The organism is Roseburia sp., from assembly GCF_041325975.1.
In the GTDB taxonomy this organism is placed as follows: domain Bacteria; phylum Bacillota; class Clostridia; order Lachnospirales; family Lachnospiraceae; genus Roseburia; species Roseburia rectibacter.
Genome location: NZ_JBGLEJ010000004.1, coordinates 480,231 through 506,130 on the forward strand (window position 1 = coordinate 480,231; position 25,900 = coordinate 506,130).

Genomic DNA, 25,900 nt, shown 5'->3' on the forward strand with positions numbered 1-25,900 from the left:
CCATTTTTCACACTGATCTCCATTCTTGTATAGTTACAAAAATTGTAACAATTCCATACTTTTATATCTCAAATTTATATTTCACAATTATTTCCGATGAATCAGCCACAGATAACGTGTATTGGTTACCAGATAGCGTTTAAACAGTCTCTTCGGATCCTGCATGAGACGATACAGCCATTCTAAACTTAATTTCTGCATCCAGCCCGGTGCACGCTTAATATTTCCTGCATGATAATCAAATCCGGCTCCAACACCGATCATCACGCCATTGACACGGTCTTTGTGTGCATACATCCACTTTTCCTGTTTCGGAGCACCTAATCCCACCCAGATAATATCTGCTCCGGACGCATTGATCTTATCCACCATTTCTTTATCCTCCTCTTCGGATAATTCACGAAATGGCGGCGATACCATTCCCGCAATCTGCAGATGCGGATATTTTTCCGTCAGTTTTTCTTTTAACAGTGAAAGCGTCTCTTCACTGCTTCCGTAAAAATAATGTTTCAGTCCGTTATCGCGTGCAAATAATGCAAGCATCAGATCCGGTCCTGTTACACGCTCTGCATCCGGGAATCCGTGTTTCCTGCTGTAACCGGAAAGTGGTCCGCCATCCGGCAGGACAAATGCCGCACCTGCCTGTACAGTATGATACTGCGGATCATCGTGCGCCATCACTGTCGTATGCACGTTTCCCACACAGATATACTGCCCTCTCAACTGCTCTATATTCTGCTCGATCAGATTTATGGTCTTTTTCATATCCGTCACAAGGATATCAAGACCTAAAATATTGCATGTCGTAAGTTCCATATTTTCTCCGTCCCTGCACTGTCTTTTCTAAATGACAGCATCTTTGTCAAAAACATTCCCGCATTTACTTGTGCACCGTCTCAAGCGGTATATTACCAATATACGATGGCAGTAAACTGAATGTACTATTATAACTTCCTAAAATCTTTCTGCACTTTGACAACGCAAGCATTTCAATAAATGCCTCCTCAATTCCCTCTTTCGAATCACGGTCGATCACATCCGACTGTGGGAAAATCAGTTTTGCGTCCGGCAGTAATTCTTTTAACTCCCTGCGCACTTCTTTATCATCGGTTGCTACAAAAAAGCTGATGTCTGCTGCTGTTTCCAGTTCTTTTTTCATTCGTTCGGCAAAGAGTGCCAGCGGACTGTTTGCGATCGCCTCCGTATGATCGGTTCTTCTGACATGTACCCCCACACATTGCCCGGTCAGTTCCTGGAACAGATATGCACCCTTTTCTTCAATATTTTTACTTGGTTTTACAAAGGAATAACTCTCTGCTGTAACTTCGCAGATCGGTCCAAATGCCTTTAAATAAATAACCGGAGTCTGTTCGATCAGGTGGAATAATCCCTCATATCCTTCCCGCTCTTTGATTTTTTCCACCTCATCACACTCCAGAAAACGGTCTGCCGAATTTCTCCATTTCTTTTTGGCACGGTCTCCAAGTATCTGTGCTACCGGCTCTTTTTTGAGACCATTCTCACTGATCTCAACGACTTCAAACGGCAGATCAAATAATTCCTGAAAACGGATATTGCATCCGACTTCACGTTTCCACATCACGACCAGTTTACGGTCTAATTTCTTTGCCACTGCATAGGCAGATCCTAAACCAAGCAGCCTGTTTCCAAGCCCTGCACACGGTTCTATAATTATCATCGGTTCACTACTCATACGCTTTCCTTTTCTTTCCTTGTCACACTTCCGCCCTCTACCTGATATACCATATCACAGTTTTTAATGGTAGACAGACGGTGTGCAATGATAAGCATTGTCATTTTTCCCTGCAGGCTGTCGATTGCTTCCATGACAGCAGCCTCTGTTTCCGTATCCAGTGCGGAAGTTGCCTCGTCAAGAACAAGCACTTCCGGTCTGCGGTAAAGTGCCCGCGCAATACCGATACGCTGACGCTGTCCACCGGATAAGCGGACACCTGCTTCTCCGATCATTGTATCAAGCCCTTCATCCAGTGACTTCACAAATTCATCCAGCTGCGCCTGTTTTAAGGCTTCCCAGATATCTGCATCATCAATGCCTTCTGTCCTTCCAAATGCAATATTGTTGCGGATCGTATCGTCTAACATATAGATTGTCTGCGGAATATAACCGATTTTGTCATGCCATCCACGATAAGATTCTTTGATATCCATTCCATCTACCGTGATTTTTCCTGCCTGTGGTTTTAAAACTCCAAGGATCAGATCGACCATCGTGGTCTTTCCTGCACCGGATGGTCCAATAAATGCAACGGACTTGTTCTTTGGAATTGTCACATTTACATGGGATAATACAGCATCCTCTGTGTCCGGGTAATGGAAGGTCATGTCTTCGACTTTGATTTCTTTGTCCAAGGTTACTTTTTTGTAGTTTTCTTCTTTTTCTGTCTGGATCTCCATGTCACGGATCGCTGCGTACTCCTCGCCGATCTTGTGGATCACGACACCGTTATGGATGATCGATCCTAAATATTCAGACATCTTATTTGCAGAAGGAAGCAGGGCAAATGCTGCTGCCGCAAATACTGCAAGTGTTCCGACAAACTGCTCCGGGCTTGTGGAAGTTGCATTGATACGGACAACGATCGCTGCCATCAGTCCTGTGATGCAGAGTGCTTCCATGATCGGCTTTGGAATGGAACTTAAGAAAGAGTTCTGTTTGATCACATACGTATAAAGACCGTTCTGCTTTACAAATTCCCCTTCAAAATATGCCTCACGGTTTGCAATCTTGATCTCTTTGATGCCACCAAACGCCTGCTGCATGCACTGTAAGATATTGGCATTGTATTTTCTTCTGTCATCACCGAAACGCGCTAAGGTACGGCGCAGTTTTTTCATAAAGATAAACACCATAATAACCATTGCAAATGCAACACCTAAAGTAAGCAGGGCATCTTTTACCAGTAGATATCCGACTAAGATCAGGCTGACACAGAGCTCTGACATAAGCTGAAGCATATTTAATACCGCCGCATAAAACATTTCCGGATCTGTATTGATATCACGCATCAGCTCTGCACTGTTATGATTCAGAAAAAATGTATAATCCCTGCTGATATAATATTTCATCATACGATCCTGCATCTCGCGCTTTCCATAATAGGAAAAACAATACAGCATATTATTGATGAAAATAATAAATGCATTTTTGGCAATATACACAATAATGATCAGCACACATAAAAATGTGATCAGCTGATTTGTATTCTGCATATGAAATCCATCATAAACAGAACGTATGATATCATTTTTTAATAACTGTTCCGGATTCATTACCGCTGTGATAAACGGGGATAACACAGAAACACCAAGCAGGCTGACGCCGGAATTGATCAGTATCAGAAACATCATTCCGACAAGTTTCCGCTTCTGTTTTCCGTCAAAAACTTTTAATACACTTTTTACCAAATCTTTCATTCTTTTGCCTTTCTTATTTTAAAATTATCCAGTTTTTCTGACACATCCGCTCACTTAAAAGATCATCCGGCATAACGACCGTCTTATCCGGATTCTGATTCAGATAAGCTGCCCATGTCGAAAATGTACTGTTTGACAATATCTGGTTCTGGCATGCTGCCATCAGGAAAAATTCGTCCACGTCAGAAAATTTTCCAAGCTGCGTGACAAACTCCAGCCTGTTTTCCATCTGACACACTTCATTTTTCAGCTGATCCCCGCCTGCTTCCTGTTTCTGACTTTCTAATATGGAGGCAAGTGCTTCCCTTGCACGCTCCATATCATTGGTAAACACGATATACCGCACACCCGGTTTTTCCTGTTCCATCCGCTCTATGGCATGTTTAAAATAAATACCGGCAGGTCCCATGATATCCCCGCCTCTGACGTGCACGGCGCAGGTTGGCATCTTTTTGAACTCTTCCTGTAACTTTTTCACTGTCTCACTCTGCTCATAAGCCGGCGTCATCATCGCAGTGATCTCGTCTAAATATTCTTCAAAATAAGCAAGATGCTGCCAATAACCATACAGATATTTATCACGTATAAATTTTTTCTTATATACTCCCGGATCAATATCATTCACATCATAACGGTGGCCACGGTTATGATACACCTCGCGTTCTTTGATCACATGATATTTTAACGCACGTCTTATGTTCTTGTAAATCTTCTGACCTAAATTATGATTTGGAAATGATTCCTTTTTATCATATTTCAGATGAAACTTGTCAAGCTCAAAATCCCGCAGAGTGGAATTATCACATTCCGAAATATCAAGAAGCAGTGAATCGTTCTCCCGCCTTGCCTGGGCATAGCCGCAGGCATAATTAAACAGCTGGTTACCCATGCCGTCTCCAATTTTTACTGCTATCATTTCTCTGTTACCTCATACTTTTCTGTAATATCCGGTGGTTCAACTGCCCATATACTTCAATTTTTCTTTGCATACACTTTATATTCTTCATTTTCAAATACCTGCTGGTAAGAATATTTCTTTACAAATGACAAAACCACGTCCGTCTTTTCCGACGGTTTGTCAAGCGCTGTTTTATTAAAAACCACAAGCGGCATTGTTTTTCCGCCGCTGTCTGACTCTGCCGATGCATCAAGCTGCTGTTTTATCTCTTCTGCCGTGACATAATCTGTCTCGATCCAGCCGCCGCAGCCTGTAATATATGGTGCCCTTCCTGTCAGATAATGTAATATCGGAATTGCACCACAGGCAACCATTTTATCGCTTTCCCCGCCATATGATTTTATAAAGTTTACCACTTCTTCCATTGGCAGGACAATAGCTGTATCATACCTGATGCCACGCAGTTCATCAAGTGTAAACTGCTGCTTTTGTTCTTTATCTCTTACGTATGCCTTTGTCATATATAGACTCTGTGACGCAGTTAATATCACGCACCATATTGTGAATATAATCACAACAATTTTTCTATTGTTCTCTGACTTTCTGATTTTCTCTCCAGCACAGATCAAAATATATGGCAGAATATAAAACGCTTCATTACACAGATGTGTGATTCCCACATTTGAACCGATCGGCATCAGGATTGCAAGCGCACAGGATGCTAATGTAAGTATTTTAAATTCTTCCGAAGTTTCTTTGTCTCTTAAGATCAGAACTGCACATACATACATCATGGCTTTTATCACTGCAACTACATTCAGATAATCTCCAAGCACACGGTACAGGATCGATAATCCTGCAATCTGATCTGCGCCTAAAACTGCTCCTGCCAGCAAAAGCACTGCCACAGCGATCATACCATATCCAATAACCGGCGCAAGCCTTTTTATTTTTGCTGCTGCCAGATAAATAACATAGATCACGGCAAGTAACAACATTCCACGCACAGTTCCCTTGAAATTGATCACCACCATGTTGCCGATCGTATGTCCGTCATTTGAGTTTCCCGCATAGAGAAACATGTCTGCAACCATCTGAAAATAAGTGCTGATCCCACATGTTTTGTACATGAGCACAAGTCCTGCTGCAAGACTGCACAAAACACCTGCCACGCACCATAACACCTGACGTACAAAATATGCCACATCCTTTTTCCGGTAAAGATCATAAAAAAGAACTGCAAATACAGCAAATTGCAATAGGGAAGATATCTTGCAGAAAGAAGCCAGCATAAAAAATGCTGCTGCAAAAAAAAGCATCCATGACTTTTTATCATTGACCGCCCGGATGAGAAAATACAATCCCGTCAGTGCCATAAATGCAACTGCCGTATTATAAATAAAGAAATGAAAATTACATTTTGCAAACACCATAGCAAACGCAAGTGCCGGAAGTATCAATGTATCCTTGCGATATCTTACATAGAGCCGGTAAGACAAGAAGCAAAGATAAAAACAGACTGCTGCCCACGCAGCCTCCATACCGATATATGCCGGTATATGCAGCACTTCAAATAATCTTAACAGACAGCCGCCTAAAATATTCGTCAGAAACAAAGGAAGATAAGTACTGTCCATATCTGTAAAACAAAAACGATACTGATTCAGATTAAAACCGACATCGCTGACATCAATGCTGTAATTCCAGCCCGATAATGGCAACAGCGGAATCAGTGCGATCAAAATGATCCAGCCAAATTTATATGTTCGTTTCATAAAAACCTCATTTCCAAGCTCTTTTCTACTAACTAACCATACTTTTTCAACAGCCTGCAGACTATACTCCGGAATAAAGCATAGCTACCATTACAATACCGTAAACAACACAGAGCGCCATCAGCACCTTATCATGTAAAAGCACCTCAACCGGATCTCCCTCAGAATTGCCCTCAACCGTCAGACTATATTTCATGCAGATTAAGATCACGATCGGTACAGTCCACATTGCATATTTCATTCCTGCATTGGTAATATCCTTACACCATAGAGCATAAAATGTATTGAGCAGGGCAAGACACATATACATGTTCTTGTCGAGAAAATCTCTCGTATAATATTTAAGTACCTTCCTCGTATCCCCGTCTTTTTTCTTCTGCAGTTCGTTTCGTCTCTTTCCAAGGCTGAAATAAAATGCGCCGGAAAGTACAGTCAGATACTGCCATTCAGATACTTCCGTTCCAGTCAGCACTGCACCAAAGAGTACACGGAGCAAAAATCCGGAAGCAAGGATGGTCACATCCAAAAGCGGTACATCCTTAAGTCCCATACTGTATGCCACATTAATAAACAGATATAACAGCACAAGTGTATAACTGCCTGCTGTTGCATCTGATACTGCCAGTAAAACCATTGCCACGATCAGAATGACTGCCATCAGTATCACAGCATGCACCGGTGTGACTGCGCCGGAAGCGATCGGACGTTTTTTCTTCGTCGGATGCATCCGGTCTTTTTCCGCATCCCTGATATCATTAATAATATAGACAGCGGATGTGACCAGCGAAAATGCGATCATTCCAAGTAATGTTGCCATAAATTTCCGGCGGTCTGTGAGATTGCCGCTGAAGATCAGCGGCATAAAAATCAGTATGTTTTTGATATAATGATGTACTCTCATAAGATATAAATATTTTTTCATCCAATCGTTCCTTAATTCATTTCATAATCAGACAATTTTACAATGATCGTATCGTCGATAACCTGAATGGAGCCATCTGCAGGATAAGCCGGCATTTCTTTCACCGCTTCTCTCTGCATCCAGCTCTGAATCTCCTCATAAGTGCCATAATATGGTGAAAATCCAAGGTAGTCAGACATCAGATACAGCAGTGAATTATACCCTAAATTGGTATCTGCTTTTCCACCAACGATAAACGTATCACCGATCAGGCTTCCCATACTGCCTGTGCTGTCTGAGATCTGTGTTCCAACCACGATCACAGCTTTATCCTGGGAATAATCCTCCACACTGCGTATTTTTGTGATCAATGTCTGTACATAGGAAAAATCATGATATTTCGTATATTCAAGTGCCATATAATTTCCATTTGCATACCAGACAAACACGATTACCAATGCTGCTGTAAGCAGTGCCGATACCCAGCCTGCTATACTCTTAACCGGTGCCTGCAGTTTCAGGTTCCACAAACATGCATCCATCCAGAGCAGGAAAAATATAAAGAAAAATACAACCGGATATGCCATCAGTGTATAACAATAAGAATTCGGTGCCATCACATAGATCAAAAACATTGCTGCCGGAAATACCAATATGCCGCACAGAGCAATTACCTTATTTAAATATTCCTTTTTCTTTAAAACCAGATATGCTCCGATACCAGCTGCAAATAACAGCCACATCACTTTGATCAGACGTTTTATGGTCCGGTTATAGTTAATCCCCATAACATCCGAATATCCCAGATCAAAAAACGAAGTATAACACTGCTTCACTGCATCAATGAGCTGCGTAAACGTGATCTTTCCCATCGTATCGCCACCCTGATAACTCGTAAGCTGTATATGCGTTACTGCAAGTACTGCCTTATTAATAAGAAAATAAACTACAATACCTGCTGCCATCACAACTAAAAATCGGACGACCATAAGAAAAAATTCTTTCCATTGTGTTTTCTCTTTTACGCCGCCAAATCCTGCCTTTAAGACCACTACCATAAGCAGGATACATACAGTATCCGGAAAATATGCCTGATATACACCCAGTGAACAGGCAGCCATTAAAACTGCTGCTATGTCTGCAATGATATTTTTCGGATATTTCACAGTCAGCCACGCAGCAAGCACGCTGAAAAATATACCGATCGCATAATAAAGTGACAGAAACATAAAAAAATACATGGACACAACTGCCGGAAATACCGTCATAAGTCCTCCGATAAGTCCTGCGGTCAGCCTGTTTTTCACCTGAAAGATGGAAACGATCATTCCTGCTGATAATGCAAGGAACAAAAGTGCAAAGATCCCGTTAAAAAGAGGCAGTGAATAAGAACCTCCAAATACCGAATGCATAAACCGTCCCATCCAGTTTAACAGCCATCTTCCCTGTTCTGTGCTAAGTCCGATACCTCCGGGTGTATTTGCAAGTTCATCATAGTTATATAATTTATTGGTGAACTGATACAAATGTGCTGCAAGCCCCGCCACAAACGCAGCATAAAAAGCTGTCTTTACCGCTCCCGAAAGATTCCGGTACCACTCGGTCAGATACTGATCCGGCATTTTCCATTTAATCGTATTCATAACGTTTTCCTCTATCTGTTACTTTCTCAACTTCATTTACTCTTTATTGTATCAAATATATATAGTGAGTGTCAAACAGTAGATTCCTCTGCCTGTTCCATTTTTCTTGACACCGCAGGAAGCATTGTTTATGATGTTTATATCTATGTACTGCAATCAGAAAGGAGTGTTCTTAAGATGGGTACGATCCTCGGAGCCTCTTATTATCAGTTAAAATACTGTCTGCGCAACAAACTGCGGCAGGCAACAGATGACTCAGATTTTCTTTACCGGCATTATGTCGGCAAACCGTTCTATGATACGGATACATTAAATAAATATACGGCAGACCTGATTGGTTCCGGCAAGCCATTTATGATGGGACGTTTTGGTGCTGTCGAGCTTTTTAACATGCGCGTGGATGAATTTCACATGGAATCCAAAAAAGAAAAAGCCTGCGAACAGCTTTTTACCTGCGCCGGCTTTTTCCCAAATGATCCTGCACTTCTTCCCCGTTTTAACGATATCATGAAAGATGCATGCAGACAGACCGATATTTTAGGATTATGGCAGAATGCATGCGAGGACTATTATATCCGCAAATACTGTAAACATTTAAGCGCAACATGCCGCCTGATCTCTTTAGAGCCATGGCGCAGCCTAAATCCGTGGTCTGCCGCTCTTGCCGGGAAAAAAGTACTTGTCATTCATCCATTTGAAGAGTCGATTCAAAGTCAGTACAGACACTTTGATAAAATTTTTCCGGCTACGGACATTCTGCCTGAATTTGAATTAAAAACTTTAAAAGCAGTGCAGACCGCAGGCAGTGCTACAGATGCGCGTTTTGCCACATGGTTTGACGCGCTCGATTATATGTGCAGGGAATGCGAAAAAATCGATTTTGACATCGCCCTGCTCGGCTGTGGAGCTTACGGTTATCCATTAGCTGCCCATATCAAAAAAATGGGAAAACAGGCAATTCATCTCGGTGGATGCCTGCAGATATTGTTTGGTTTAAAAGGAAGACGCTGGGACGAGGAAGAACCGGATATCGTTGCCATGTATAACGATTACTGGCATTATCCGATGGCAAGCGAAGTACCGACCGGAAGCAGCGACGTAGAAGGCGGCACTTACTGGAAAAAAGAATAATAAGGGGGACAATTATTATGAGTAAGATTATTCCTGTTATGGTTCACCATGAAACCGGAGAAAAGGCACAGGCTGCCGGAAAAAAGAACCAGGAATATTTAAAATACTGTATTGCACAGGCAAAAAAATATAATGAAAAAGTTGTTTTGTTAGGCGATGAATACAACAAAGCCTGGTGTGACGACTGGCATAATGCGAATGATTTCATCACTGAAAAATGGACAAAGTTCCACTCTGTTTTTGAAAATCTTTCTACCTATCCGACTGCGTGGGCAGAAGGAATCTTCAAACGTTTCTTCCTTATATTAGAGTATTTAGAGCGCAACTCCTTTGAAGAATGTGTCATCATCGACAGTGATGTTCTGCTTTATTTAAATGTCAGTGAATATGAACCGTTCCGTCACTGCAAGGTAGCTGCCGAGACTCCGCTTTTACAGGATTTTGCAATGCTTGAAGAAGGTAACGGTCTAAAATGGAAAACCTGCGCAGGATTTTCCTATTTTACCACGGAAGGTCTTCGTGAATTTACGGATTTCTGTATCGATATGTATGCAAATCATAAAGATATCCTGATGAAAAAATGGGATGTCCACCGCAAATTCGGCATGTACGGTGGTGTCGGCGAGATGGCATTGCTGCACCTTTGGGTTTCATCTCTTCCGGAAGGCGAATATTTAAACCTGTTACAAGACGATGCGAACCACAGCGTATTTGATAATTCTGTCGGCGAATCTTCCGGCTACTTAGAACACCAGTATGAATATATCAAACGCTTAAGTGTGAAAAATCTTCACTGGGAAAACGGCAGACCTTATTGTTATACGATCGACGGACACGAAAAAACCTGGTTTTTGAATCTTCACTTTGTTGATATCACAAAAATCTTCATGGAAGGAATCTATGAAAACCAGTCTTATTCCGCACATGCCAAGTTTGTGACCTATATGTTAAAATGCCGCGGCAGACTTGCGGATATCAAACACGGCAATACAAAGTGGCAGCAGAAACTAAAGATCAGACGCAGCCAGAAAGCATGATCTTTGTATAGATCTGTAATACTCTGCTGCAAAAAATGCACAGAACACCATACAAAACATAATCTGTGCAAAAATTTCTAATGCCCCGCAGCACGGGCAGAAATGGAGACATCATGTCCAAAGAACGTTCTTCGAATTTTGAATTATTACGTTTATTATGCATCTTTGGTATCCTGATGATGCACACTTTCGGAGGTATTGATACATCTGTATCACTGCTTAACACAGAGATCCATGTACTGGTCAATTCCATTTTTAACATGGGAGTTACCTGTTTTATATTAATTTCCGGTTATTTTGGTATCCGTTTTGATTTCAAAAAACTGATCCGGCTTGATCTCATGATCATCTTTTTTACGGTATTTGGTACGATCGCCGTCGGCAATTTTGGCATAAAATCACTGATTAAATCCTGTATTCCTGTAATTTCAAGATATTACTGGTTTATCAGCTGCTACTTTTTCCTCTGCTTTTTAACACCGTTTTTAAACCAGATCCCGGAAAAACTATCAAAGGAAAACTTTAGGAAGCTGCTTGCCATATTGCTGCTTCTTTTCTCTGTGATCCCTACTTTCGGATTTTTTGAGATCATGCAGGACGGTGGAAAAGGGTTAGTTCACATGGTTATGATCTATCTGCTCGGACGTTACCTTTCACTCTATCATAACCGCAGCCACAATGTTCATCGCCTTCTTTCAGGGCTGCTTCTTAGCATTGGCTTTATTTTCCTTGCGGACAGTTCGCTGACGTTTCTTCGTGGAAAACTCTATACGACCTTCTGCCGTGACTGCTCGATCTTCATTATATTCGGTTCTGTCATGGTATTGCTGCTGTTTCGGGAGATTCATTTTCACAGCCGTTTTATCAACCGTGCTGCAGGAAATGTACTTGCCATTTATGTGTTAGACGGAACGGTACAGACATTTCTGCTGAAATGGATCGATCTTAAACCTTATGCAGGATCATGGTTTTTAGTATTCCCTGCGATCGGTTATGTGCTTGCGATCATGGTAATTGCATGTCTGCTCAATGAAGTACGTAAAGCGACGATCGGACGTTTAGAGCCATGGATCGTGGATGTGGTCAACCGCGTGGTAATGTGGGGTGCAAATGTGGTAAGAACTGTAGCAGAAAAGTTAATGGCGTATTTTCTTGCCTGATGATGTTCACTTAAAAGACAAAAAGAGGTGTTCCGGAATTTCCCGGCACACCTCTTTTTTCCAAAATCCTGCTAATTACATTTCCTACAATAATTTCCGGAATACCGGCAATTTCTTCAAAACCAGCGTAACTGCCACTTCGATCAGAAAAGCAATCAGGATCTCAATGATGTACGCCGGCAGCATTCCGATCACAGGGGTTAATGTATTTGCAATGATATCCAGTCTTCCCCCTGTTCCGATAAATCCACCTAAAAGATAACATCCGAATACACAGCTTCCGACACATCCCAGAACTTTTTTCGTGTGCTCAGACAGACGTTCTTCCTGAAAGAGAAGTTTTGCATTTAAGAAGATCACAATGACCGGGACAGACAGCCATGTGCCAAGATATACTTCCTGGTAATTTCCAACGGAAAGGTAATCTTTATATACCATCATCTGCGTGAGAACTGCCGCAGCGATCACAGTCAGGTTTCTTCCTATATTCTGCGGCGTCACAAATTTTTTCTCACTGAAATATTGATCTAACCCATATCCGATCAGCGGATAAAAAATAACATACTGGAACAGTCCGCCGAAATTATAGTATCCGCAGAGTCCATATCCCCACAATACCCACGCTGTAGGTTTCAGGCAATCAAGCAATAACTGCAGAATGATCAGATACCAGAAGGTATTTTTTGTCATATTCTGTGCCAGCGGACGTAATATCGGTAAAATAGTGAGCACGCCAAGATAACTGTATAAAAACCAGTATGGCAGATAAACAAGATCTGATGGCAGGGATAAAAGGAAAGAAAACGGTGTAAACGGACGCTCTCCTTTTAATACCAGTTTCAGATAATATAAAAATGAAAACAGCACGATTACGAAAATCATGCGAAGAATCCTTTTTTGGAATAAGTCTTTTCCACTCTCATTTTTTCCGAGCAGAAGTGCACCGGATACCATGAAAAACAGTGGTACCGCACCTTTGCATATCATGGAAAGGAAAAACGATATTGCATATTCGACGCCACTTTGAACAGAAAATGACATAAATGCTGCAGAATGATTGTACATGACCATCAGGATCGCAGCAATGCGGATGGCTTCAAGGTAATATTTCTTTTTCATAACTAACTTTTCTCCTTTGTGTATAATGGAATAAACAAAACACTTACATATCCTTATCCGCCTTCCCGGTTGCTTCAATCCTGTGCTTTGATGAAGCTGTATCTATCGCTTTGCTTAAGTAATAGCCCTCCCACAGTTTCGGGGCAACGGTAAGTGCTGCCTCTTTCACTTTTTCATAATCTGCTTCACGGAGTACCTGATCCAGATCGCTGAGACGGTCAATAACGATACCGCAGGCATGCTCTTTTACAAAATATGCCATTCCTGACTGACTCCATACGATAACAGGAAGACCTGACGCAAGGTAAAGTGCACATTTGTGTGAATTGTTGTATCGAAGGTATTCACCCAGGCCGCCTTCGATCTCATCTTTTCCGCTGCCATCCCAGACTAATCCATAATCCATCTCTGCAACTGCGAACGGTATCTCATCGGAAGACAATATTCCGTGATAATAACACCCATCTGCCAGCGTTTTTTCACGCTCCGGATCAAGTTTTCCCCATAATTCCATTCTGACATCAGAAGGTATCTCCATGACAGATAAAAATTCTGATTTGTTTAAATTGCCGGCAAATGCAATTTTTACTTCATTTTCTTTTTTGTGTGCATGCGATATTTCACGGATTTTAGCGATCTGTGTCTCATTCATCCGGTAATCCCAGATTCCGACCGGTATCATGTCCGAAGAAATACCGTTTTTCTTTAACATGGAAACAGTATTGACATTCGGTGCAAGAATTTTATCCGCTGCTGCAAGCGCCCTTACCTCACCGGGATCTCCATCGGTCTGTCCGTCATAGCGGAATGCATTCAGATCGTTGACAAAACAGATGATCCGGTATTTTTTTACACGCTGCAGGCTTTTTAACAGACGGATTTTTAAATGATTCTCCGGAATCGAATAAAATACATTGTCGTTTTTGTTCACGTGAAACAGTAAAAACAAAACCAGATATGGCAGATCTAACAGCTTTAAATATTTACTGCAGTGTTTTGGTACGCTCCAGATAATCTTTGCATTTTTATCTGCAAGCACAGAAAACACATCCCGCATTGCTTTGCCTGCTGCATCAAATGTCTCATCCTGTCTTTGATTTAACACATAAATATTATTTTTCATGTTTTTCCTCCACTATGCCCGGATATAATAACATTCCGCACAAAAGTAAAAATATATTCATAAATCCATTTAACACAAACTGCTCTAACACGCCATACAATGCTAAAGTTCCTATCATTACAAGTTCTTTATAACACTCCATCCGGTACAGTCTTATCATAGTTTTAAAGATGATCACAAAGAACAGTACCGCCACAAGAATACCTGCGTAAAATGTCACATTCATATAGCTGTTGTCGATCAGTCCATGATAACTCGTATAAAAAACTGCCTGCGTACGTGGAAACAGAGACAATCCCTGATCTTTATAATAAGTATTCATGATATAAACTCTTCCCGAAACGAGATGATTGATCTTATAAAGCAATGCATTATTTCCATCATAAAAAAGTGTTGTAAGCAGGGAAAATGCTGCACCGACCGGCACCGAGCACACCAGTACAGACTTTATTTTTTTATTTTTTACAATCTTTTCAAATAAGATCAGCCCCCAGCAGAAAAAGAATACAAGCACACCCGTCCTGCAAAATGTCATCTTGTAAAAAACAAGTGCGATCAGCGAAGTCACAGCAAACCACAGTATATTTAATCTTTCATAATTATAATACAATACCAGAAGTAACGCCAAAAATATCGTCAGAAACGCTGTATTCGGTTCCCCCATTGCAAATCCGTAAACATGCTGTTCCACATAGCCCGAATCAAGTTTAGTCTGTTCTCCGATATTAAAAATTCCAATCAAAGAACCTCCCACCAGTATCACTGCTGCCACACAACGGATCCACACTGCGATCTGTGCAATCACAGAAAAACGACAGTTCTTCATCGCTGCCACCGTCATGATCGACAGCAGCCACATGTTCTGTCTTGTGATCACGGAAAGCATCACTCCGATTCCCATCATACCTGCGATCCAGAATACTTCCCGCATGGTATATGTCGTAAATATCATTTTGATGCTCCAGAACAAGATCGCTGTATAAAAAAAATATTTATAGATATTGTCACCATGATCGTAGGAAAATGCTTTCATCAGTACGTTGATTGCAAAATAGGCATAAAAAGAGACAACTCCGATTTTTTTTACGTCAGCATTTTTTAAAAATGTTCTTACCGTATTCATTTGCTATCCCTCTATATTCCTCTCTTTTTGCCAGACACACATATTCCTGCATAAATTGCCACCTCTATTAGGATTCCGAAAAATATCCCCGCCACTGCTGCTTTTGCAATTTCCTGTTTAAATTCCTGTATAGTAGGCGCATAAGCAAGATATCTCTGCTGAACATCTGCCACATATGGCGCATCTAATACATGTACTCCGTTTTTACCAATACTCTCCTGTACCGTATCTTCTATTGCCTCTAACAGATATCCGGCAAATTCCAGGGCATCACTTTCATTTTCCAATGAAAATGTTCCATAGGTTCTTGGGTATTTCACATGCACTGTGATCACAGCCGAAGAAGTATTCTGCTCTAAATCAAACATATCCTGATATGCCAGATATTCCATATCATATCCGCTTAACTGTTTCATCTTCTCATAGGTACTGCGGCTGCCTGCCACTGTGATCACGGTTCCAACACGCTCTGCAGCACTCTCTGTACTGTATTCCTCCACAAATAAAGATGCCATAACACGGTAATCATCCTCATAATTTTTTTCAGAAATATAAGAACGGTTTGAATAATATTTATACCCACCCAAAAGCATTGCTCCTGCCAGTGCTCCAACAAGCATCAGCCACCATACTTTAAGGTTTCCCTTCAGTATCTCCCATACCGTATATTCTCTGTCCGTCTCAAATGTACTTTTATCCACTACAGCTTCTCCGTTTTCTTTCCATTCATTTGCTTCTGCCAAAATTCTGCTTTCTGACTACATATATTTTTCATTTTACCGCAAAACACATGATTTTAAAAGCCTAAAAACAATATAAAAAAATCCGTACTTCATTTCTGAAATACGGATTTTTTCAATCTGCTTATTCAATTACAAGATCAAGCCAGTCATCTACCGGAACAAATCCGACATAAGTCTTACCTGTATTGATCTTAATCTCATTACCTGCCGCATCATAATAACGTGTCGGGGAAGTCATTTTCTCTTTTTTCCATGTAACCGGAATTGCTTTTCCGTTGGTCACATAATATCCTCCACCCTGACTGACACAGTCAAAGATCAGATAACCGTGTTCATCATACTGTGTATATCCGCAGCTCTGGATCAGAAGATTCTTAAAGCAAAGCTGTTTGTTGTCATTGCCCGGATCTACATGTGCTTTACCATACTCTGAATAATAATAGAGCTGGTCATCTGCATTGTACTCTAAATAAGAACCGTTATGAGGAAATGGAAGATCTACCAGTTTTGCATCAATTGCATCAGACGCTGATGAAAGATCCACCGGATTACTCTCACTTGCGAACTGATAATGTGGACCCTCATAATAGGAGGTATATTCTTTGGACACACCGCTGTTCTCAAAGTTCTTGTCCAGATCGCCCGGTAAGATATATTCGGTATACTCTCTTGATTTACCGTTATCCACACGGGAGAAAGTACCACTAAAATTATCCACACTCGGATCTGCCATATATTCATCAATATAGAAAGGACCTCCGTCATGACAGATAACTGCATTCCACTCAGATGCGATCAGTATATTCGTCGGGCGCACACTCCGGATGCTTCCTAACTGTTTGATATTCTCCCAGTCTTTGACAAGTACCATAAATCTGGTGATCCTGCCGTTTAATGTACTGTTCATCATCTCATAAACAACATCTGCCTGGGATAATCCATAATGTGGCAATGCAATAGACTCATTGTCCACCATGACTGCAATCGGTCTCTGATTTTTAAGACTCTCATCGATCAGTTCGTTTGTCAGCTCGCTGCGATACATCCCCTCTGGAAGCACTTCCTCACTTTCAGTCTCGGTTTCCTCTGTTCCTGCTTCTGTCATGGCAACCTCTGTCGAATCAGCTGCCGTCTCGTCTGTGTTTTTGCTGCCGCATGCTGTAATGGATACTGTCATTGCAAGTGCAGTCAGCATTAAAATCGCTCTTCTCTTCAAACTAAATACCTCTCAAAGTAATTATTTGTGCATTTTGCGCACCGTTTCTGTTATTATACCACCCTTTAAGACTTTTTTACCATCTTATTTTCACGTTTTAAGAAAACCTTAAGGTAAAAAGCTGTAATTCATAAATTACTTCTTTTTCCACTTTGCATACAGTGTCTTATTTCCGCTGCTTCCTTTATTGATGACAGTAACTTTCTTTTTAAATTTCTTATCTAAATACCATCCCTTAAATACATACCCTTTTCTTGTCGGATTTTTCAGTTTGATCGTCGAGGTCTTGTATGTATATGCAGTCGGATTCTTCTTCGCATTTTTTCCACCGTTTAGCTTATAGGTGATCTTATATTTTGTGAGTTTCCACTGTGCGTACAGGGTAATGTTCTTTGTGAGCTTGATCTTCTGTTTATTTTTATAAGACTTTCCTTTTCCGTTCGCCTTGGTCTTCCAGCCCGCAAACGTGTAATATTTTTTTGAAAACTTATTTTTTGAGATCGCGGTGGAAACACCTTTTGCCATGCTCTGCTTGCTCATGCTTCCCTTGCCGCCATTGCTCTTGAATGTGATCTTATAAGTTGTCAGCTTTGCGAGTTTCTTCGATGAAACACTGCTGTCCGCATATTTATTGCAGACTGCAACTGCCTTCACCGTCTTACCAGGGGAAACTGTAAATGCTCCCGTATAACGTGTGCCCTTTGAATATGCCGCATTTGGCTCACTTCCGTCTGTGGTATAATAAATAACTGCCCCAGATGTTTTCGATGTTATTTTTACTTTATAGGAGGTACCGCTTACCGACGCTGAAATAACTGGCTTTGCTACTGTCTGAGTGATTGTGGCAATCGTTCCCGGTGCTGTGGATGTCGCCCCGGAATCGATCGTACATGCCGGCAGGTAACCCTCCCAGATATCTTCTTCCGCATGGAAAACATAGGAACTATAATTTACTGTATCATAATAATTATCGCTTCTTTCAAAATAACCATAGTAAATGGTTCCGTCCGCATCATCCCATGTACAGTCTACATTGTACCAGGAATCGTTAAGGCGCACTTTATTCCACTCGTGATAGTAACTTGTTACTGCTACGGCATCGATTCCTGAGCCATTGCACATCATCTCAAATGCCTGTGAATATCCCGCACATACCGTCAGATCTGTGCAAAATACACTGTAGGCAGACTGGGAATATGCCGTATCCTCATCTTTAAAATTATTATCATATAAGGTCTGGTTATATTCCACTTTATCAATGATCAGATCATGGATCATTTTTACCTTTTTCTCATCTGTTGAACATGCATCGATCTTCTTCTGCCAGGATGAAACCTGACTCTGCACTTTTTTTGTTGCAGCTGCACGTGCGGAACCATTTGCAAATGCAGGATAAACACAGCCTGCAATACCATAAGTTCCACTTTTTAAGTATGCACTCTTTAAGAAATAGTACTGTGGATTTGAATAACGGAAGATCTGATATACCTCCTCCATCTGCGATAATGACAGCGAACTGCTGCCTACTATATCAATATAATAGTAAGTTGTCCCACTGATATTGTATTTTGCTGCATCTGCCTGTGTTGTCATATACTTTAAACAAACTTTATTCAAAGCATCCCAGTATGCCTTTTCCTTACTGCTTAACTGATTATAAAAATAATAACTTCCATATTTTTCCCAGGTACTGTTATAATAAGCAGATGATTTTAAAATATTTTCTGCTTCTTCCTCTTCCGCAGTTTCGCGATCCAGTGTGATTTCACCAACTGCTTCAAACGGCAGAAGACCCGTCGGCATCTCCGAAAGTGTGGCTGATCTTGCTTCATTCTCCCCTGTTGTCTGCACATCCACCGTTTCTTCGGTTTCAGCAATTACTTCGACTGTCTGTGTCTCTGCTGCTTCTTCGGTTTCGGATGTTTCTTCAACCATCTGTGTTTCCGGTATTTCTTTCCCCTCTGTCGTCTGTATTTCTTCCGTTTCAGAGGTTTCTGTTTCGACTGTTACTCCCGGTGTTTCATTCTCAAGCAAAGCCTCGGCAGCACTTTTCTCCGTTTCTTCCTGCGTTACCTCTGCTGCGTAAGCACTCCCCATGTCTGCCGGTGCAAGCACAGTCCCCACAGAGACTAAGGCAGCCATAAACATTGCCAATACTCTTTTTTTCATACCTGACCTCCTGTTTCGTTTATACCTTATTTAACCTTTTCCATATCCTCACGGTTCGTATCCGAAACGATATAGTGCGGTCTTTTTTTGACTTCCAGATATGTCTTTGCGATATACTGTCCCATAATCCCCATACAAAATAACTGTATGCCGCCGATCAGCGTGATAATACATACCGTTGACGCCCAGCCATCCACCGGATCACCAAAGATCAGTTTGCGGATAACGATAAACACAACTGCTATAAATGATACAAATGTCATAAACATTCCAAACCAGGATGCTATGGAAAGCGGAGCCTGTGAAAAATTAATCACACCATCGATCGCATATTTAAATAACTTCCAGAAACTCCATTTTGTTTCTCCGGCAACGCGATTGACATTTTCGTATGGAAGCCAGTATGTCTTAAACCCTATCCACCCGAAAATACCTTTCGAAAAACGGTTATACTCTCCCATCTCAACGATCGCATCAACCATACTGCGTTTCATCAGCCGGAAATCTCTCGCACCATCTACAATGTCTGCATCTGAGATCTTATTGATCAGACTGTAAAATCTTCTTGCAAACCAGCTTCTGATCACCGGCTCTCCTTTTCTTGTTGCACGGCGTGTTGCCACACTGTCATATTCCTGATTCTCCAAAATATCGAGCATCTGCGGCAATAATGCCGGTGGATCCTGCATATCTGCATCCATTACTGCTGCATAATCACCGGTCACATTACAAAATCCGGCATACATTGCAGCTTCCTTGCCAAAATTTCTGGAAAATCCGATATAAGTCACATGATCATCTTCTTTTGCGAACTCTTTCAAAAGCCCCAGTGTACCATCCTTTGATCCATCATTGACAAAAATCATCTCATAATCACAGTCCATGGACTGCATCACTTTTTTTGTTTCCCGATAAAAAATCGGTAACGCTTCCTGCTCATTATAGCACGGAATAATCAATGAAATTTTCATATGTTTCTCTATTCTCCCTTTTCCTCATTCTTATTTTGTTTGATCCATGTTCGTTCGCTGATGATATAACGTGGTCTCGCCTTGACTTCCATATAGATTTTTCCAATATATTCACCCAGCACGCCAAGACAGACGAGCTGTACACCTCCCATAAAACAGATCACACAGATCGTACTTGCCCATCCGGTCACAGTTCTGCCGCAGATCTGTGTAATGACCGCCCACAAAACGCCAATAAAACTTAATACAGATACTCCGATACCAATACCAGAAATAAGACGCAGCGGTTTTACACTTAAACTTGTGATTCCATCAATCGCGAGATTGACCATCTTTGCAAGTGGGTAATGTGATCTGCCCGCAATCCGCGCGTGCCTCTCATAAAAAACACTTGTGCTCTTAAATCCAACCAGAGGGATCATTCCCCGTAAAAACAGATTTACCTCCTTAAATCCGGCAAATTCTTTTAAAACCCTCGCCGAAACCAGGCGGTAATCCGCATGATTGTAAATGGTCTCCACCCCCATCCATATTAAAATTTTATAAAATGCCTGTGCCGTAAGCCTCTTGAAGAAAGTATCCGTATCGCGCTTACTTCTGACTCCATAAACCACTTCTGCACCATCATAATAAGCGTCTACCATTGCTTCCATTGTCGCAATATCATCCTGTCCATCACAGTCAATTGAGATTGTGATGTCAGCGACATCTTTTGCCTCCATCAGTCCCGCAAGAACCGCATTCTGATGTCCCCTGTTGCGGCTCTGGCTTATTCCGATAAAATAAGGATTTTCTCTGGCAAGTTTCTCTATGATCTCCCATGTGCGATCCCTGCTCCCGTCATTCACAAAAAGGATACGGCTCTTTTGACTTATCTTTTCCTTCTTAATCAACAACAATAATTCCTCTAAAAAAAGACCGGAAGTTACCGGTAAAACTTCTTCTTCATTATAGCACGGAATTACAATATATAAGATTGCCTTCATTGACATTCTCCCTTTTTCTCTGCACAGACATACCCTTCGATTCTGCTCCTTACCCGGATATACCTTTTTATTTCCGGAAAACCCACAATTTACTGATCACATAATTCAATATGATTACAATAATCTGTGCCACTATCTTAACTGCCATACTTCCAAATCCAAGCTCTGTGATAAACACAAAAAGTATCACTTCTTCCACAAGCAGCGTTGCAACACGTCCGCCAAAAAAGTTCATCATCTGTACAAAAAATTCTTTTGCTCCATTCGTCTTTCCATCAAATACCCAGATACGGTTCGTAAAAAAAGCAAATAAAACTGCTAAGATCCAGGAAAAAATGTTGGCAACAAGCTCATTCATTCCAAGTGAAACATTAAAAAAGGCATATGTGATAACACTTATCACAAATGTCAGTCCACCGAAAAATAAATATAATAGCATTTCCTTATGTTTTTTATAAAATGGTTCAAAAATATTTAAAACAGGCAGATGCATCAGCCGGTCAAATATATCCTGTTTCTTTGTATCCATATATTCCTCCGTTCTTTCGTGCAACTCTATCATAACTTTTTAATTATAGAGTATTCATGGTCTGCTGTCAACGAACCTGAATCATCTTGAGTTTCCGTACTTTTATCCACAAAGCCCCGTTTTCATAATCATCGTCATAAACAACTTTCAAAAAATGCCCAAAATATAAGGAATCCTTTCCTGTTTTGTAGTAAAATTAAGGTGTCTAATCAAAAAGATACTAAACAAAAATCAGGAGGACTCCTTATGCTTAATTCTACAACAAATACTTATACTTTGAAACGGGAAATTTTAACTTTTTCAAATAAAATTTCAAAACACCTGTCCAAGCCGGACACGGGAGTTTGACACATTGAAATGCAAAAACGTACCGCAAAGCCTTGAAATAGACTTATTTTTTTGTCAAATTTTTATTTTTATTATATAGTAATATTTGGTGATATGTTGTATAATGGTGACAGAGGTGATTATTGTGCGTATAACAACATCAAAATCAAAAAATTCTGAGTCCTTTTACATCACTCAGTCCTATACAAATGCCAATGGGAAAAGTACTTCCAAAACCATCCGAAAATTAGGTACATTAGCTGAATTATCAGCGCAGCTCCACACGGATCGTGACGGAGTTGTTGAATGGGCAAATGAACAAGCTCGTCTTGAAACACTGAAATATAAAAGTGAAAAAGAGGATGCTACTGTCATGATCCCATTTCATTCCAACAGACTCATGGACTATAATAAGCAGAAACTTTTTTCTGGCGGATATCTTTTTCTTCAGTCTATTTACTATGGGCTTAAGCTCGATTCTATCTGCCGAAAAATCAAAAGCCGACATAAATTCGAGTATGATCTTAATGCGATTTTATCTGATTTAATTTATACAAGGGTCCTGGAACCTTCCAGCAAAAGTTCTTCTTTCCGAGCAGCAAAACAGTTCCTTGAGCCTCCCACTTATGAACTTCATGATGTGTACCGAGCTCTTTCTGTTCTTGCTTCTGAAATGGATTTTATTCAATCAGAAGTTTATAAAAATAGCTTTTTTCTCGGTGACAGAATGGATCGGATCCTTTATTATGATTGCACAAACTACTACTTTGAAATCGAACAGGAAAATGGAGATAAAAAATACGGAAAAAGCAAAGAGCACCGTCCGAATCCCATTATTCAAATGGGTCTCTTTACGGATGGTGACGGAATACCTTTGGCTTTCTCACTCTTTCCTGGAAACCAAAATGAGCAGAAATCCTTAAAACCTTTAGAAACAAAGATTCTCCAACAATTCGGCTGTGATAAGTTTATCTATTGCAGTGACGCCGGACTTGCTTCTGAGGATAACCGTGTTCTTAATCACATGGGACAGAGGGCATTTATTGTCACTCAGTCCATCAAAAAGCTGCCTGCTGAAGACCGGGCATGGGCTTTAAAGAAAACTGGCTTTAAACGTCTCTCAGATGATAAACCTGTTGACCTCACAAAACTGACAGATGATGACAAGAACCAGCTTTATTATAAAGACGAACCATTTACAACAAAAAAACTGGATCAAAGATTGATCATAACCTACTCCCCTAAATATGCCGCTTATCAGAAATCCATCCGTGCGGAGCAGATCTGTCGGGCAGAAAAAATGGTTGCAAATGGCTCTCTAAAAAAACAGCGCAAAAATCCAAATGATCCTGCAAGATTTGTAAATAAGGTAGCTGTAACCAACGAAGGAGAAAAAGCTAATATCCACTATTATCTCGATACGGATAAGATTGCTGAAGAAGAAATGTATGACGGGCTTTATGCGGTATGTACAGACCTGCTTGATGATAACGTTGCAGATATCTTAAAAGTCAGTGAAGGAAGATGGCAGATTGAAGACTGTTTCAGAACTATGAAAACAGACTTTGAAGCCAGACCCGTTTACTTAAACCGTGAAGACCGAATTAAGGCTCATTTTCTTACCTGTTTTCTTGCTCTGTTACATTTCCGGTTATTAAACCGCTCCTTGAAAGGGACTTATACCACAGAACAATTACTTCACACTTTAAAAGACATAAAATTTACGGATATAGAAGAACAGGGCTTCATGCCGGTATATGAGCGTCAGGAAATCACTGACGATCTCCATGAAACCTGCGGATTCAGAACGGACTATCAATTCATAACAAAACGGAAAATAAAAGGAATTCAGAAAAAAAGTAAGCGGAGATAAAACATTACTATATTTCGTGTATGCAGATAAAAGTGCCACACCCCTTGTATTTACAGGGATTGTGGCACTTTATTAACTAATCAACTGTCAAAAATGAGATTATAGAGTATTCATGGTCTGCTGTCAACGAACCTGAATCATCTTGAGTTTCCGTACTTTTATCCACAAAGCCCCGTTTTCATAATCATCGTCATAAACAACTTTCAAAAAATGCCCAAAATATAAGGAATCCTTTCCTGTTTTGTAGTAAAATTAAGGTGTCTAATCAAAAAGATACTAAACAAAAATCAGGAGGACTCCTTATGCTTAATTCTACAACAAATACTTATACTTTGAAACGGGAAATTTTAACTTTTTCAAATAAAATTTCAAAACACCTGTCCAAGCCGGACAAAAAGTTTTCTGCCGAGATGACTTATGGTATGCTTGCCTCCAGAAGCTGTCTTTTAACCGATGTTGTGGATCAGCTTCACGAAGATTCCAAAAAGGTCAATTCTGTTGAACGGCTGACCAGACATTTAAACAATGGCATTTCCTCCACCGCGCTTAAATCTTATCTTACTGCCATCCGTAAATGGGCTCCGCAAGAACCTGTCATACACATTGATGACAGCGATGTTGTAAAGCCTGATGGTTACAAATTTGAAGCTCTCGGACTTGTCAGAGATGGCTCTAAAAGTACTGCTTCCAAAACAGTTTATGAAAAAGGATATCATGTAACAGAAGCCTGTGTTCTCACTAAAAATAATCATCCTGTCAGTATTTTTTCAGAAATTCATTCTTCAAAAGAAAAACATTTTACCTCTATAAATGATGTTACTTTTTCTGCAATGGAACGTGGTGCAGCTCTCTTTGGCAAAGCAACCTTTGCCATGGACAGAGGCTACGATGACAACAAGATGTTTCTGAAACTTGATGAACTGGAACAAGACTATGTCATCCGTCTTACTGCCAAAAGGAAACTCTTCTTCCATGGAAAATGGGTTCCTGCCACACAGCTTCGTAATCAGAGAAAGGGTAAGATTAAAACTGCCCTGACATACAAGGGTAAAAAGCATGATGCCTATCTTTCTCATGTGAAAGTACAGATTACCGCTTCAAAGAAAGATATTTATCTCGTACTGGTTTACGGCATTACAGAACATCCCATGATGCTTGCAACCAATAAGAAAATCAAATCCAAAGAAGACGTGGTAAATATCGCCCTGACTTACTTTTCCAGATGGCGCATTGAGGAATATTTCCGCTGTAAGAAGCAGATGTTTCAGTTTGAAAACTTCCGTGTGAGGAAGCTCGCTGCAATCAATGCCCTGAATTTTTATATTACCCTGTGCATGGCATTTCTGGCACATATGTCCATGAAACCAGAAACGCATGCACTAAAGGTTGCAATCATACAAAAAGCAGACCCTGTAAAGGAAAAGGTACATTTCTGCTATTACCGGTTAGCCAAAGGTATCTCCGGCATACTATCATATGCAAAAGAAGGCGTCAGGCTGTGGTTTCGGACAAAACGTCCGGCATATCGTCAACTCTGCCTTAAGCTGACCGCTTAGATAGATAAAAGAATACATCTCCCAAAGCCCGATTCCGGTGGGGCTTATTAAAGTGCCTCTACTCATAGAACTGTCAATCTAAAATATCAAAAAAACTGACAGATTGGTGCTTTGGGAAGATGTAATCATGTTTTGATTACATTTTGCGGAAACTCAAGACCTGA

At 40.7% G+C, this 25,900-nt stretch carries 21 protein-coding genes; 5 read left to right on the forward strand and 16 right to left on the reverse strand.

From position 1 onward, the window contains the following. Positions 1-87: 87 nt before the first annotated feature. From ACDD58_RS05525 to ACDD58_RS05555, 7 genes are all read right to left on the reverse strand, one after another. Positions 88-816, reverse strand: a complete 729-nt coding sequence (locus tag ACDD58_RS05525; RefSeq protein WP_186900127.1) for a WecB/TagA/CpsF family glycosyltransferase — start codon at positions 814-816, stop codon at positions 88-90. 64 nt (positions 817-880) lie between these two features. Continuing rightward, positions 881-1,714, reverse strand: a complete 834-nt coding sequence (locus tag ACDD58_RS05530; RefSeq protein ID WP_370776303.1) for a Nodulation protein Z (NodZ) — start codon at positions 1,712-1,714, stop codon at positions 881-883. Continuing rightward, positions 1,711-3,456: an ABC transporter ATP-binding protein gene (locus ACDD58_RS05535; RefSeq protein WP_117920989.1), complete on the reverse strand. Its 1,746-nt coding sequence runs from the start codon at positions 3,454-3,456 to the stop codon at positions 1,711-1,713. The genes ACDD58_RS05530 and ACDD58_RS05535 overlap by 4 nt, the downstream gene beginning before the upstream one ends. A 13-nt stretch (positions 3,457-3,469) precedes the next feature. Next, the gene (locus tag ACDD58_RS05540; protein ID WP_370776306.1) at positions 3,470-4,372 is read right to left on the reverse strand and encodes an alpha-1,2-fucosyltransferase; all 903 of its coding nucleotides are present in this window, start codon (positions 4,370-4,372) and stop codon (positions 3,470-3,472) included. 56 nt (positions 4,373-4,428) lie between these two features. Continuing rightward, positions 4,429-6,129 carry a hypothetical protein gene (locus ACDD58_RS05545; RefSeq protein ID WP_370776307.1) on the reverse strand — a complete coding sequence of 567 codons (1,701 nt, stop codon included), beginning with the start codon at positions 6,127-6,129 and terminating at the stop codon, positions 4,429-4,431. A gap of 61 nt (positions 6,130-6,190) precedes the next feature. Further along, on the reverse strand, positions 6,191-7,051 hold the full coding sequence (locus tag ACDD58_RS05550; RefSeq protein ID WP_118210155.1) for a UbiA prenyltransferase family protein: 861 nt from the start codon (positions 7,049-7,051) through the stop codon (positions 6,191-6,193). 11 nt (positions 7,052-7,062) lie between these two features. Then, positions 7,063-8,673 carry a glucosyltransferase domain-containing protein gene (locus ACDD58_RS05555; RefSeq protein WP_370776310.1) on the reverse strand — a complete coding sequence of 537 codons (1,611 nt, stop codon included), beginning with the start codon at positions 8,671-8,673 and terminating at the stop codon, positions 7,063-7,065. A 177-nt stretch (positions 8,674-8,850) separates the two neighbouring features. Between ACDD58_RS05555 and ACDD58_RS05560 the strand changes: the two genes are divergently transcribed. From ACDD58_RS05560 to ACDD58_RS05570, 3 genes are all read left to right on the forward strand, one after another. After that, a complete protein-coding gene (locus ACDD58_RS05560) occupies positions 8,851-9,804 on the forward strand; it encodes a hypothetical protein (protein ID WP_370776313.1) in 954 nt (317 codons plus the stop codon). A 17-nt stretch (positions 9,805-9,821) separates the two neighbouring features. Beyond that, positions 9,822-10,841: a hypothetical protein gene (locus ACDD58_RS05565; RefSeq protein WP_117920995.1), complete on the forward strand. Its 1,020-nt coding sequence runs from the start codon at positions 9,822-9,824 to the stop codon at positions 10,839-10,841. A gap of 113 nt (positions 10,842-10,954) precedes the next feature. Continuing rightward, complete coding sequence (locus tag ACDD58_RS05570; RefSeq protein WP_186900121.1) at positions 10,955-12,001, forward strand: acyltransferase family protein; 1,047 nt, start codon at positions 10,955-10,957, stop codon at positions 11,999-12,001. Positions 12,002-12,085: 84 nt separating this feature from the next. Here ACDD58_RS05570 and ACDD58_RS05575 read toward each other — a convergent pair whose 3' ends face one another. The 9 genes from ACDD58_RS05575 to ACDD58_RS05615 all read right to left on the reverse strand — a co-directional run bounded on the left by ACDD58_RS05575 (position 12,086) and on the right by ACDD58_RS05615 (position 21,980). Further along, positions 12,086-13,120 (reverse strand): acyltransferase, encoded by a 1,035-nt coding sequence (locus ACDD58_RS05575; RefSeq protein ID WP_186900120.1) that lies wholly within the window; start codon positions 13,118-13,120, stop codon positions 12,086-12,088. A gap of 43 nt (positions 13,121-13,163) precedes the next feature. After that, positions 13,164-14,243 carry a hypothetical protein gene (locus tag ACDD58_RS05580; RefSeq protein WP_117920997.1) on the reverse strand — a complete coding sequence of 360 codons (1,080 nt, stop codon included), beginning with the start codon at positions 14,241-14,243 and terminating at the stop codon, positions 13,164-13,166. Further along, complete coding sequence (locus tag ACDD58_RS05585; RefSeq protein WP_370776318.1) at positions 14,233-15,366, reverse strand: hypothetical protein; 1,134 nt, start codon at positions 15,364-15,366, stop codon at positions 14,233-14,235. The genes ACDD58_RS05580 and ACDD58_RS05585 overlap by 11 nt, the downstream gene beginning before the upstream one ends. A gap of 11 nt (positions 15,367-15,377) precedes the next feature. Beyond that, positions 15,378-16,109, reverse strand: a complete 732-nt coding sequence (locus ACDD58_RS05590; protein WP_241070895.1) for a toxin-antitoxin system, toxin component — start codon at positions 16,107-16,109, stop codon at positions 15,378-15,380. 121 nt (positions 16,110-16,230) lie between these two features. Further along, positions 16,231-17,325: a DUF3048 domain-containing protein gene (locus ACDD58_RS05595; protein ID WP_241070894.1), complete on the reverse strand. Its 1,095-nt coding sequence runs from the start codon at positions 17,323-17,325 to the stop codon at positions 16,231-16,233. A 135-nt stretch (positions 17,326-17,460) separates the two neighbouring features. Continuing rightward, complete coding sequence (locus ACDD58_RS05600) at positions 17,461-19,494, reverse strand: InlB B-repeat-containing protein (RefSeq protein WP_370776321.1); 2,034 nt, start codon at positions 19,492-19,494, stop codon at positions 17,461-17,463. A 26-nt stretch (positions 19,495-19,520) separates the two neighbouring features. Further along, positions 19,521-20,465 carry a glycosyltransferase family 2 protein gene (locus ACDD58_RS05605; RefSeq protein ID WP_117921001.1) on the reverse strand — a complete coding sequence of 315 codons (945 nt, stop codon included), beginning with the start codon at positions 20,463-20,465 and terminating at the stop codon, positions 19,521-19,523. Between the two features lie 8 nt (positions 20,466-20,473). Then, positions 20,474-21,451: a glycosyltransferase family 2 protein gene (locus ACDD58_RS05610; RefSeq protein WP_117921002.1), complete on the reverse strand. Its 978-nt coding sequence runs from the start codon at positions 21,449-21,451 to the stop codon at positions 20,474-20,476. A 67-nt stretch (positions 21,452-21,518) separates the two neighbouring features. Beyond that, positions 21,519-21,980 carry a GtrA family protein gene (locus tag ACDD58_RS05615; protein ID WP_370776324.1) on the reverse strand — a complete coding sequence of 154 codons (462 nt, stop codon included), beginning with the start codon at positions 21,978-21,980 and terminating at the stop codon, positions 21,519-21,521. Between the two features lie 451 nt (positions 21,981-22,431). On the opposite strand from ACDD58_RS05615, the gene ACDD58_RS05620 reads away from it, so the two are divergent. Both ACDD58_RS05620 and ACDD58_RS05625 read left to right on the forward strand, forming a co-directional pair. Continuing rightward, entirely contained in the window at positions 22,432-24,180 is a 1,749-nt protein-coding gene (locus ACDD58_RS05620; RefSeq protein ID WP_370775937.1) for an IS1634 family transposase, read from the forward strand. A gap of 302 nt (positions 24,181-24,482) precedes the next feature. Beyond that, a complete protein-coding gene (locus tag ACDD58_RS05625) occupies positions 24,483-25,736 on the forward strand; it encodes a transposase (protein WP_370775537.1) in 1,254 nt (417 codons plus the stop codon). The last annotated feature ends 164 nt before the right edge of the window (positions 25,737-25,900 follow it).

What these genes read in the sequence shown, in the direction of transcription:
- ACDD58_RS05525 (WP_186900127.1), bottom strand. Translation starts at nt 816, where the DNA reads ATGGAACTTACGACATGCAATATTTTAGGTCTTGATATCCTTGTGACG.
- ACDD58_RS05530 (WP_370776303.1), bottom strand. Translation starts at nt 1,714, where the DNA reads ATGAGTAGTGAACCGATGATAATTATAGAACCGTGTGCAGGGCTTGGA.
- ACDD58_RS05535 (WP_117920989.1), bottom strand. Translation starts at nt 3,456, where the DNA reads ATGAAAGATTTGGTAAAAAGTGTATTAAAAGTTTTTGACGGAAAACAG.
- ACDD58_RS05540 (WP_370776306.1), bottom strand. Translation starts at nt 4,372, where the DNA reads ATGATAGCAGTAAAAATTGGAGACGGCATGGGTAACCAGCTGTTTAAT.
- ACDD58_RS05545 (WP_370776307.1), bottom strand. Translation starts at nt 6,129, where the DNA reads ATGAAACGAACATATAAATTTGGCTGGATCATTTTGATCGCACTGATT.
- ACDD58_RS05550 (WP_118210155.1), bottom strand. Translation starts at nt 7,051, where the DNA reads ATGAAAAAATATTTATATCTTATGAGAGTACATCATTATATCAAAAAC.
- ACDD58_RS05555 (WP_370776310.1), bottom strand. Translation starts at nt 8,673, where the DNA reads ATGAATACGATTAAATGGAAAATGCCGGATCAGTATCTGACCGAGTGG.
- ACDD58_RS05560 (WP_370776313.1), top strand. Translation starts at nt 8,851, where the DNA reads ATGGGTACGATCCTCGGAGCCTCTTATTATCAGTTAAAATACTGTCTG.
- ACDD58_RS05565 (WP_117920995.1), top strand. Translation starts at nt 9,822, where the DNA reads ATGAGTAAGATTATTCCTGTTATGGTTCACCATGAAACCGGAGAAAAG.
- ACDD58_RS05570 (WP_186900121.1), top strand. Translation starts at nt 10,955, where the DNA reads ATGTCCAAAGAACGTTCTTCGAATTTTGAATTATTACGTTTATTATGC.
- ACDD58_RS05575 (WP_186900120.1), bottom strand. Translation starts at nt 13,120, where the DNA reads ATGAAAAAGAAATATTACCTTGAAGCCATCCGCATTGCTGCGATCCTG.
- ACDD58_RS05580 (WP_117920997.1), bottom strand. Translation starts at nt 14,243, where the DNA reads ATGAAAAATAATATTTATGTGTTAAATCAAAGACAGGATGAGACATTT.
- ACDD58_RS05585 (WP_370776318.1), bottom strand. Translation starts at nt 15,366, where the DNA reads ATGAATACGGTAAGAACATTTTTAAAAAATGCTGACGTAAAAAAAATC.
- ACDD58_RS05600 (WP_370776321.1), bottom strand. Translation starts at nt 19,494, where the DNA reads ATGAAAAAAAGAGTATTGGCAATGTTTATGGCTGCCTTAGTCTCTGTG.
- ACDD58_RS05605 (WP_117921001.1), bottom strand. Translation starts at nt 20,465, where the DNA reads ATGAAAATTTCATTGATTATTCCGTGCTATAATGAGCAGGAAGCGTTA.
- ACDD58_RS05610 (WP_117921002.1), bottom strand. Translation starts at nt 21,451, where the DNA reads ATGAAGGCAATCTTATATATTGTAATTCCGTGCTATAATGAAGAAGAA.
- ACDD58_RS05615 (WP_370776324.1), bottom strand. Translation starts at nt 21,980, where the DNA reads ATGGATACAAAGAAACAGGATATATTTGACCGGCTGATGCATCTGCCT.
- ACDD58_RS05620 (WP_370775937.1), top strand. Translation starts at nt 22,432, where the DNA reads ATGGTGACAGAGGTGATTATTGTGCGTATAACAACATCAAAATCAAAA.
- ACDD58_RS05625 (WP_370775537.1), top strand. Translation starts at nt 24,483, where the DNA reads ATGCTTAATTCTACAACAAATACTTATACTTTGAAACGGGAAATTTTA.